At 69.7% G+C, this 7,813-nt stretch carries 8 protein-coding genes and 1 pseudogene; all 9 read right to left on the bottom strand.

The genetic code is table 11. The annotated features are described in order from the left end of the window. Positions 1-119 precede the first annotated feature (119 nt). The 9 genes and pseudogenes from AB0M80_RS35210 to AB0M80_RS35170 all read right to left on the bottom strand — a co-directional run bounded on the left by AB0M80_RS35210 (position 120) and on the right by AB0M80_RS35170 (position 7,677). Entirely contained in the window at positions 120-1,073 is a 954-nt protein-coding gene (locus AB0M80_RS35210) for a WD40 repeat domain-containing protein (RefSeq protein WP_364573575.1), read from the bottom strand. 92 nt (positions 1,074-1,165) lie between these two features. Further along, positions 1,166-1,308 (bottom strand): annotated as a pseudogene (locus tag AB0M80_RS35205) (4a-hydroxytetrahydrobiopterin dehydratase); the annotation flags it as partial. 71 nt (positions 1,309-1,379) lie between these two features. Then, positions 1,380-1,919, bottom strand: a complete 540-nt coding sequence (locus AB0M80_RS35200) for a TetR/AcrR family transcriptional regulator C-terminal domain-containing protein (RefSeq protein WP_364573573.1) — start codon at positions 1,917-1,919, stop codon at positions 1,380-1,382. Positions 1,920-2,083: 164 nt separating this feature from the next. After that, positions 2,084-2,317, bottom strand: a complete 234-nt coding sequence (locus tag AB0M80_RS35195) for a hypothetical protein (protein WP_364573571.1) — start codon at positions 2,315-2,317, stop codon at positions 2,084-2,086. Positions 2,318-2,857: 540 nt separating this feature from the next. Next, positions 2,858-3,301, bottom strand: a complete 444-nt coding sequence (locus AB0M80_RS35190; protein WP_364573569.1) for a hypothetical protein — start codon at positions 3,299-3,301, stop codon at positions 2,858-2,860. 15 nt (positions 3,302-3,316) lie between these two features. Further along, complete coding sequence (locus AB0M80_RS35185; RefSeq protein ID WP_364573567.1) at positions 3,317-4,069, bottom strand: HD domain-containing protein; 753 nt, start codon at positions 4,067-4,069, stop codon at positions 3,317-3,319. A gap of 10 nt (positions 4,070-4,079) precedes the next feature. Then, positions 4,080-4,985: a GlxA family transcriptional regulator gene (locus AB0M80_RS35180; protein ID WP_364573565.1), complete on the bottom strand. Its 906-nt coding sequence runs from the start codon at positions 4,983-4,985 to the stop codon at positions 4,080-4,082. Further along, positions 4,946-6,610, bottom strand: a complete 1,665-nt coding sequence (locus tag AB0M80_RS35175) for an acyltransferase (RefSeq protein WP_364573563.1) — start codon at positions 6,608-6,610, stop codon at positions 4,946-4,948. The genes AB0M80_RS35180 and AB0M80_RS35175 overlap by 40 nt, the downstream gene beginning before the upstream one ends. After that, entirely contained in the window at positions 6,607-7,677 is a 1,071-nt protein-coding gene (locus AB0M80_RS35170) for an alpha/beta hydrolase (RefSeq protein ID WP_364573561.1), read from the bottom strand. Before AB0M80_RS35170 ends, AB0M80_RS35175 begins: the two co-directional genes overlap by 4 nt. Positions 7,678-7,813 lie beyond the last annotated feature (136 nt).

Genomic DNA, 7,813 nt, shown 5'->3' with positions numbered 1-7,813 from the left:
GACCGCGCGAACACCTCCGGCTGACGCGCCACCAGCCTCACCTCCACGGCCAGCCTCGCGATCACCAGCCCGGATGTCCACGCGACACGATGACAGCGTCAACGTTTCTTGATGAAGCACTAGGCCAGGTCGGACTCGTCCCAGATTCGCAGGATGTTGTCACTCCCGGCCGTGACGAGTACCCGACGTCCGTCGACAGTGGTCGACTCCATCGTCGTGACGTCGTACTCGCGCGTGTCGACGTGGCTGTTCTCGGTTCCCTCGGCGGCGTCCCACAATCGAAGTGAGTTCTCGCCCTGAGTCACCACCAGGGGCCGCCCGGCGACCGTCACCGCCGCCACGCTCTCCAGAGAGTCGTCCGAGACGGCGATCGGTTCGTACAGCGGTTCGGATGATTCCTCGCCGAGGGCCCAGGCGTACAGCTCACCGTTCTCGGTGCCCCCGAAGATCGCGGTGCGCTCGCCGAGCTCGCACGCTGTCACGGACCACACTCGTCCCTGCTCCGGGGTGAAAGTGGCGATATTGGCCAGTGTCTCGGCATCCCACACCCCGGTTTCCGACCCGCCCGCGAGGATCAGCGAGCGACCACCGACTCTTGCCTCGCCCAGGCAATACACCTCGGCCACTTCACCAAGCGTCGTGTACGTGCCGTCTGGCGACCACAACCGCACTTCCTCCGAATACTGCTGAGCGGTGACGAACGCGCCGCCGGCCGTGATCACGTCGGCGAGGTAGGCGCCATTGATCGGTGTCCGCCATAGGAGTTCGCCGGTGTCGAGGTCCCACACGGCCGGTTCCTGCTCGGAGCCACCGGCGGCTAAGAGGAGCTTGCCGTCGACGGATGATGCCGCCAGCATGTCGAGGGTGTTCTCGGCGTCGGGGAACTGTGCCACGATCGGATCCCCCGCGTGCGCGTAGGGCAACGGCCGCGCCAACCATTCCCCGGTCGACTCGGACCACGTCCACACCGCGTCCATCGAATCCAAACAGGCAATGACGAAACTTCCCGCATGACGCACGACAGAAAAGCCGCGGATCGTGGTAGCCGAGGGAATCCTCGTACTCATGATCATGCGGCGAGGCTAGCACGGATCCTCCGCGTGGTGGCCAAGTATCGCGCGCGGGCATGTTGGGGACCATTCCCAGCACGACCACGGTGTCTGACTCACATATCGGCGACGACCTCGTCGATATGTCCGGCCATCGAGACGTCTTCGGCAGTGAGGCCGCCTTCGGAGGGATGCTCAGCCGGAAGGTGAGCGTTCGCCATCGGATGTCGATGTCCGGGTGGTGGTCGACGCTCGGCGCGGAAGCCGGATTCGGAGGTGCCGAATGGTGACGTCAGATATTGGAACCGTCGGAATACCTGTGTCCGGCCCTTACCGCTGCGGGCGTTGTTGTGGAACCTTCCGATCGACTCTGGTAGCCCGGTCAGCAATGTGTGCCGCTACCAGGTCACGCCGATGACGGGTTTGCCGTAGCGGCCGGGAGGGCGGCGGCTGGTCCGTCGAGGACTCGGTCGAGCTGCCAGGCGAACTCGGTGTCGGTGCTGGGGTGAAGCCGTGCACGAACGACAGCACGGTGTTGATCGTGCCGACTGTGGTCGGTGTGGGCAGGCCGAGCCGGTCCATGGTGGCGAGGGCGAACTCCGTCGCGGCCATGGCGTGAGGGCGAAGGGTGGGGCAGGTCGCGGCCAGCCGGGGTAGCCAGGGGTGGCGTCGTGCGGCCTCGCGTTGGGTGTGGGCGAGCGCGGTGAGCTCCGCGCGCCAGTCTCCGCTGGACTGCGCGGGTGGCGGGCTGCCGATCGCCGCGTCGACCATCAGGCCGTACAGCTCGTCCTTGGTGCGGACGTGGCGGCAGAGCGACATGGTGGCGCTGTCGAGTTCGGCGGCGACCGGCGCGTGACGACCGCTTCGCACCCTCTCTGCCGGCGACGGCGGCGGCCACGATCCGCTCGGCGGTCAGCGGTGGTCGCGGCCCGCGCGTTGGCGTGGCTGGTCGAGTCGAGACCAGCTCACGCTCAGCGCTCCACGGCCTCCCTGTGGGCCCTGTGTTCTTGCTGATCACGGGAGGAAGTAGTCGGTCATGAGCCGACCGGCCCATTCCGGCTGCCGAATGTCAGTGGGTTGGAATTGCGGTTGGGTCGGCGGCGGCCGCGGTCGGCGAAGACGTCCACCTCCGGCAGGTCCGTCCGGCCCCGTGGCCGGCGGGACCGGTAGTCCGGCCGTTCGGTGGTCTGGTCGAAGAGGAACAGGACGTCGACGTGGGAGAAGTCGGCCAGGCCGAGCAGGCAGTCGTCGCCGAACCGTTCGTCCACCGTGATGGTGCTGGTGACGATTCCCCAGCCTCCCGCCAGTCGACGAGAACGCCGAGCGCAAGCGCCCCCGTACGCAGTTCCGCATTGCGCTTCCATGCATCACTGCTCAGGAGCGGGTTCGGAGCGACGCCCGGGCAGTCGGGCCCGACTCCGAGCGATTCCCGACTCAGGTCGGGCCTGAGCTGCGCCATCAGATCGTTGAGCTTCTTCTTCGAACCGAACATCCTGACCCCTCCCTCACACCGGTGCCGGAATCTCGGCCCGGCGCTTCGCCCTCACCGCGATTGCACGTCGCGGCCATTCCCGACCTCCGTCGCATCGCCCCGTCCCGCTGGGGTCGCCGTCTGCGGTCGCGGACGGGCTCGGTCGGTGCACCTGTCTGTCGGACGAGCCACGTCCGCACGCCGACAGGAGGACCAAGCCGTGATCGATATTGACTCCAGCAGTAGCGGGCTTCCTAGAATCGCGCAGTGCGCGACATCGTGGGCGCGGTGATGACCTTCGGCCTGATCCTGAGCGTGAGTGCTGTGTCGGCGTTCGCTATGCGAAGGTCGCCGCGGCTATCCACCACATCACCGCGCCGTGCGCGCTGATCAGGGCGACTCGGATCCAGTGGGTGGCCAGCAGACGCTGTAGCAGCAGGCGATCCAACTGTGTGGACAGGCGGGTCTGTTGCGGCGCCCAGTACACCGCGGTCGCGGCGGCCATGGTGAGCGGGAGGGCCAACGCCAGGCACACCAGCCACACCGGTATCCGGTCCGGTGGCCAGCCGACCATCAGCGCCGAGCCCACGATGCCCAAGCCGTGTGGCACGAAGACCGTGCCGGGAAGTCGTCGCTTGTGGGCGTCGTGGTAGGCACCCCATTCGCGCTCGCCGACCAGTGTCCACACGGGGTAGACCACGCGCTGCGTGAGCCAGATGACCCCGACGTTGAACATCGCCACCGCCAGCGTGCCCAGCACCACCATTTCGCGGACGTCCACTGCGCCTCCTGACGTTCAGTCTGCCCAGGTGTTCGCGTCGAGGATCATGTCCCAGGTCAGGTAGGGCAGCTCTGGGTGGCGCTGGTGGAGGATCTCGCCGGGAAGGGTCGTCGGAGGAGCCTTGAGCGGGTTGGCGAGCGTCTGGGCGACGATGACGTCGGTGAGGGCGCGGCTGCCGCCGAGGCGTGGATAGCGGGCGTGGACACGGTCGGCGAAGCCGGGCGGGAGCTGGTCGGGGCGGTCGGGGCCGCCGATGTCGATGCCGATCCCGGTCTGCGCTATGCCGATCTCGGCGGGACGGCGGCGTCGGAACACCGGTGACTCGTGTAGATGTGGGGAGGTGTGCAGCGCGATGGCCTCCCACACGGTGTCCACCCGGCGGTCGGTCACGCCATGCTTTTCGAGGAATCCCGCGGCGAGGTCGGCGCCGGCGACTTCGAACCGCTGGTCGGTGTTTCCCTCCTCGGTCAACCCCATGTCGTGGAGTACGCAGATGAGGAACACCAACTCGGCGTCGTAGTCCTCGCCTCCTCGCCTGCCCAGCGGCTCGGCGGCCGCGCGGGCGAACAGGAAACTGCGCAGGCTGTGGTTGCGCAGGAACGGCACCTGTGTGGCGGTGACGAGTGTGTGGGCGCGCCCGGCCAGCGGGGTGGCGGGAAAGGACAGGCCGGTCGTGTTCGCGTCGGCTGCCGGCGCGCCGATCACGGCTGCGGCCGCGCCGGCAACGACGCCACCCAGCACGGCACGGCGGGGAACGGGATGGAACATCAGGTCTCCTCTACGAGTGGGTGAAACGTTGTCGGTAGGCGGTGGGGGCGATGCCGAGAACCTGGAGGAACGCGCGGCGCATGGTCTCGCCGGAACCGAAGCCGCAACGGCGGGCCACCGCCTCCACGCCGGTGTCGCAGGACTCGAGCAGCGCGCGGGCCGCCTCGACACGGACCCGCACGACGTACTGACCCGGGGTGACCCCCAGGTCACGCTTGAACAAGCGGGTCAGGTGACGCTCGCTGACCATCGCACGGGCGGCCATCCCGATCAGGGTGTGGTCGGCCGCCGGGTCGGCCACGACCGCGTCGAGCACGCCACGCAGCACGGGACTGCGAGGCGGCGGAACATCACCCCACACGCTGAACTGCGACTGGCCGCCCGGACGCCGCAGGAACACCACCAACTGCCGGGCGACGGTTCTGGCGACCTCCGCGCCCCAGTCCTCCTCGACAAGAGCGAGAGCCAAATCGATACCGGCGGACACGCCCGCCGAGGTCACCACTCGGCCGTCGTGCACGTAGATGGAGTCCGGCCGCACGACCACGTCAGGGAACCGGGCGGCCAGTTCGGCGCACATGAACCAGTGCGTTGTGGCCTGCCTTCCCGCCAGCAACCCGGCCTCCGCCAGGAGAAACGCACCGGTACACACCGAGGTCACGCGGCGCGCGACGCCGCCGAGCCGCCGGATCTCGGCGATCAGCGCCGACGAGAACCGGTCCAGCTGGCCTGGCGGCGGCCCCGGAACGACCACCGTGTCCACTCGTCCAGCGACATCCGACAACGCACAGTCGACGCTCAACACCACACCCGTGTCCGAACGCACCGCACCACCGTCGAGCGAAGCGAGGCGTATCCGGTAGCCGTCCGCACCGGTCAGAACCTGTACCGGCCCAGCGAGGTCGAGCAGCACCACACCCTCACACACCACAACGACGACATCCCGCCGGTCCCCATCTGCCACAACGGAAGTCTCGCCGGAAGACGAGAGGACCTCAAGGACAACCACCCCACATATCCCGACATCGAGCCGACACCGCGTTTTGGCACGGTACAGGGAGAACAACGGGCAGGTGGACAATCGCCGCCGTGACGGCCGGTTCGTCCAGTGGCGACCATGGTCCACTGACGTGCCCGGGCCGCTGGGGTGGCCGGAGCCGGAGGCGGCCCGGCACCGATGTCGATCGGCGCCGGTTTCGCGGCGTGGCGGATCCGCAGCGTCAAGTGAGCCCGCAGAACGAACTCGAAGGAGACCTGCTGTGACCCGTACCTTTCCCGACGGACTGGTCGTTTGACCGCGTGCCACCCTGAGGGCCACCTCGAGTGACCGCGGGCCAGGTGCGTTGTCGCTGCGGATCTGACCTTGCGTCGGTCTGTTCGGCCCTTTTTGCTTGATCGCCGGCCGCGGTAATCGAAATCGGCGGGTCGTCGCCGCGGTTTCGCGAGACCGCGGAATTGGCGGGCCAGGACGATCAGGGCGAGGGTGAACCCGGGCAGCCAGAGCAGCCGGGACCAGGGCCAGGCGGTGGTGGTGGGGGTGTCGAGCAGGCCGGGTGGGCGGCCGGTGAGGAGGCCGGTGAAGGTGACCAGCAGCAGTGCGGGCTGGTGCCAGCAGTAGAGGGTCATTGCGGTCCGGTTGAGCGCGGCGACCGGCGCCCAGACCGAGGGGCGCTGGAGCGTGCGGACCAGCGTTGGCCGCAGCAGCAGGAACGCGCCCAGTTGTGCGGCGGTGAGGGCCAGGGCGAACAGCGACGGTGGCGCGAGGTTCGACCAGCGGTTCCCCGGCACGCCGACCGCACTGGCCGGATATCCGGCGAGCAGGACCAGGGCGGTGCCACCGCCTGCCCCGAGGGGCAGCAGTACCGCTCCGGCCCGGCGAGGCAGCCGTCCTTCGGCGAGCGCGATGCCCAGCAGGTACGGCACCGCCCAGCCGATCGGTACGGCGGGCAGTGCCAGCCAGGCAGGCAGGCCGTGCGGCCGGATCGTGTCGACGACCGCGACCAGGGCCGCGGCGGGCAGCGTCGGCCAGGCACCCCAGCGGACGACGGCTTTGCGCAACAGCGGCGCGAACGCCGTCAGCACCAGGTACACCAGCAGGAACCACAGCGGCTGGGTCACCAGTGTCCAGACGACCTGCCGGGTGCTGCTCGGCGTGTCGACGGCGGTCAGCAGCAGCATGGCCGGTAGCCAGACCAGCGCGAGCGCCAGCACCGATCCACTCGCTCGGCGCAGCCGGGAAGCCGGCCACGGCCGGGTTCTATGACCATTCATGCTGCGTGCCGCCGCATAGCCGCCGGCGAAGAAGAAGGGCCCAAGCGTTTGCAGGACCCACGTCACCGGAATGAGCCCGGGCAGGTGCGTCAGCGGGCTCTCGATGTGCAGGGCCGCCGGCTCGTGCGGATCGCTGACGACGGCCGTCACCAGCCAGTGTCCGAGGATCACGCCGATGATCGCGGCGGCTCGGAGACCGTCCGCCGTCCGGTCCCGGTTCTCCGGGGTGCCTGCCGCGATCCGTGCCGCCCACCCGGTCGCCTCGGTCATGGACGGGGATCCGAATCGGTGCCGGAGGTGGCGATGCGGGTCAAGTTGGTGAGGGAGTCGGTGCCGGGACTGAGGTAGTGGTCGTGGTCGGCGACGTCTGCGGTGGTGAAGACGCGGGCACCGAAGGCGGGGTCGGCGGGTTTGGTGCCGTGGCCGAGTCCGAGCAGCCGGACGCCGGGGATCCAGCGGATCCAGTCGCCGCGGGACTGGCCGGCCCAGACGCGCGCGGTGGTGTGGAGCTGGGTGACGTCGTCGACGCCCATGCCGGGACTGCCGAAGGCGGCGATGTCGGTCACCTGCCGGGGCAGGCCGGGTGCGGCGAGGCCGAGCACCGTCGACCCGTAGCTGTGCCCGAGCAGCGCGATCGTCGCTTGTGGACGGACGGCGACGAGCCCGGCCACGAATCGCTGCAGCGCGACGGCGCCGGCCTGTGCCAGGTCCTCGCGCGCCGAGGAGATGGTGACGCCGTCGGGGGCGTCGTAGCCGAGCCAGGCGATCACCGCGAGGTTGCCGGGGCCCTGCGCGGTGGCCGACCGGTACAGGTCGGCCGCTTGCACCGCCGGTGCCCGGTAGCTCCGGCCGCCGACGCCGGTCCAGAAGTTGTCCGCCCGGGTGGCCACCCCGGGCACGAGGACGGCGATCCGGCCGGCGGTCGCCAGGTCGCCGAACACCTGCGCCACCCGGCCGTCGCCGCGCGGGTCGAACAGCAGGAACTGCCCGTCCCGGTCCCGGTACGGTGGCCCGGCCGCGCGCATGGCGAGCCGGTTCGCCGCATATCGCAGCTCCGGCGGTGCGCCGTCCAAGGCACCCACGACACCGGGGTAGCGGGCGAGCAGGTCGCGTCTCTCGACCTCGCCGGCCGAGGTCAGGAAGCGGTGCACGCCGGCGGGGTCGCTGGTGACAGGGTTCGGGAGCCGGCGGTGATCGGCCAGCCAGGCGGCGGTGCCGGCCTGGGGCGTCAGCGCTACCGTGCCGGCGGGAGCCAGAAGTGTCGCGGCGGCCGGGGTCACGGTCACCGCGAGGGTCGTGAGGACGGCTGTCAGCCGGTCCGCTGTCCGGCGGCTCATCGGTTCCGCCGCTTCAGTGTCAGGTCGTAGTCGATCACCGGGTCAACGCTGCCGATTCGCGGGTTCCGCGGCATCGGCCCGCCGATCGCAATCCCCGCGGCCGCCGGTAGCTCGTGGGCGTACGCCCACGAGCCGA

This window comes from Amycolatopsis sp. NPDC051045 (assembly GCF_040682955.1).
Lineage (GTDB): Bacteria > Actinomycetota > Actinomycetes > Mycobacteriales > Pseudonocardiaceae > Amycolatopsis.
Note: the sequence above shows the minus strand (reverse complement) of the source record. Positions and strands in the feature narration are given on the sequence as shown.

What these genes read in the sequence shown, in the direction of transcription:
- AB0M80_RS35170 (WP_364573561.1), bottom strand. Translation starts at nt 7,677, where the DNA reads ATGAGCCGCCGGACAGCGGACCGGCTGACAGCCGTCCTCACGACCCTC.
- AB0M80_RS35210 (WP_364573575.1), bottom strand. Translation starts at nt 1,073, where the DNA reads ATGATCATGAGTACGAGGATTCCCTCGGCTACCACGATCCGCGGCTTT.
- AB0M80_RS35175 (WP_364573563.1), bottom strand. Translation starts at nt 6,610, where the DNA reads ATGACCGAGGCGACCGGGTGGGCGGCACGGATCGCGGCAGGCACCCCG.
- AB0M80_RS35185 (WP_364573567.1), bottom strand. Translation starts at nt 4,069, where the DNA reads ATGTTCCATCCCGTTCCCCGCCGTGCCGTGCTGGGTGGCGTCGTTGCC.